Below are 1176 nucleotides of genomic sequence, written 5' to 3'. Positions count from 1 at the left end.
TTCACTCCAGTCAGCATCGACAGCGAGATGTGGCCTAAAGTATGGACAAGTGATGTGGCGGAGCCGACAAAAACGCTCGGCCGTTCGATTACCTCCGTCGCCGGATTCCATGAGTGGCGCAACCATCTGTATTGGGGAGTGTTCTGTCCTAACTATTATGTGCTCTCTACGGCACAGGCAACATACGGATCGCTGACCTCGCCTGACGCCCTGGCTTTCATTCTCGGCAACTACCGCACACCGTCGTTCTGGCGCATCGACAAAGACAACAACTATGAGTTGCTCTATGGTGACACTACGAACCCGAAACCTGTATACGACAAGGAAGGAAAAATTGAAAACTGGGAACTGGAACCTAGCGGACTGGAAGCCAAGTGGGGACGAGGAGGCTTTGGAAACCTCTGGACCATATATATATGGGCAATCCAGGAATATGACGGCAATATGTATGTAGGTACGATGGACCTGTCTAACCTTGCCGATGCTGCAGGTTCGAACCTCGTGGGCGACGCAAGCTTTGCCACACTGTCGAAACTGCTCACCGGCCTTGACGCGAATGACGAGGGCTTTGAACTTCTGCGCATGACCGACGAGGAAGAGGCTCCGAAATACATCACCGAGAACGGCTTCAACAATGCTCAGCAGTATGGCGTAAGAAATCTTGAGGTTCTTGACGGCAGACTGATGCTTGGTTCTGCATCCATGTCGAGCCTAAAGCCAAATGGCGGATGGCACGTGTTCAGTATTACTGACGACAAGAATTCTGCCTCTGTCAGCCAGAGCATGATAAAGAAGCCGGGCATAATAATGGAGCGCAACGCCGGATACATAAACCTTGCCACCGTGGGTGGCGAGAGGATTACCGCCATTGAGGTATACGATGCTGCCGGCCGCAGAATCAACTCTGCCCGTCCTGACAGTCATCTGGCTTCCATTCCATTGCAGAATATCAAAGGTGTCAATATCATCAAGGTTACTTCTGAAAAAGGGGAATGGGAGATCAAAGCCGGTTTATAACCTCCTGACTGACAAAAGAGATCTTATAAAAAACGAAAGACTGCAAGCAGTCATAAAATCCCCAAACTGCCTAATGAACGTTTGGCGATAAACAACGACCAGGTTACTGTAGGAAAAAAGCAATCCATATTATTATCCCAAATCGGTCTTTTGGCCGTT

At 49.6% G+C, this 1176-nt stretch carries 1 protein-coding gene; it reads left to right on the top strand.

Annotated elements, in window-relative coordinates:
* A partial coding sequence (locus QVO99_RS10200; RefSeq protein ID WP_288177179.1) for a hypothetical protein occupies window positions 1–1017 on the top strand: 1017 nt, incomplete at its 5' end.
* Between the last annotated feature and the right edge of the window lie 159 nt (window positions 1018–1176).

This window comes from Prevotella sp. CAG:592 (assembly GCF_000436015.1).
Taxonomy (GTDB): domain Bacteria; phylum Bacteroidota; class Bacteroidia; order Bacteroidales; family Bacteroidaceae; genus Prevotella; species Prevotella pectinovora.
The sequence above is the reverse complement of the archived record's forward strand: the minus strand, read 5'-3'. Positions and strand labels throughout refer to the sequence as shown.